Below are 588 nucleotides of genomic sequence, written 5' to 3' on the forward strand. Positions count from 1 at the left end.
CCACTGAGGGTGAGATTACTAATAGAATTTACCGTTTCATCGAAAGTCAGACTGCCATTATTACTGACTGCAAGATTGTTAATGGCACTGACAGTCTGATTCAGAGTCAGACTGCCACCACTAATGGTGACATTGTTGAAAGCATCGCTGACGCTAGCACCCCTGATGTTAGCACCCGTGAGTAAGATAGTCGCTGCACTGATGAGATTGTCTGTGATGACAGAACCACCTGTTAAGCTATATGTGCCACCACCAAATACTAATGACGCACCGCTATCAACCTCAAAAATACCGCTACTTGTACCACCACCTTGTAAGTTGAGTGTGCCTGTTTGGACTTGAATCAAACCTGTGTTATTCAAGGCGGCATGAATAGTAGTCGTGCCTGTACCTGCGGTTTTCTTGAGGATACCGGCATTGTTGAAGATAGGGCGATTACCATACCAATGATAAAAAGAGCGATCGCTTTGAATATCAAATACACCTGTGGCGGTATTATTCCAAATCGCCCCGTTAGCTGCATATATATCTCCACCCGTCCAAGTTACTGTACCTTGAGTTTCGATGGTGCGAGTGTCGATGAATTTG

1 protein-coding gene is annotated in these 588 nt (G+C 44.7%); it reads right to left on the bottom strand.

Annotation, left to right across the window (positions count from 1 at the left end; genetic code table 11):
- Positions 1 to 588: hypothetical protein (locus A3775_RS24700; RefSeq protein ID WP_197480167.1), on the bottom strand; the 588-nt coding region annotated here is incomplete at both ends.

Origin of the sequence: Anabaena sp. 4-3 (assembly GCF_001597745.1) — a bacterium.
Taxonomy (GTDB): domain Bacteria; phylum Cyanobacteriota; class Cyanobacteriia; order Cyanobacteriales; family Nostocaceae; genus Trichormus.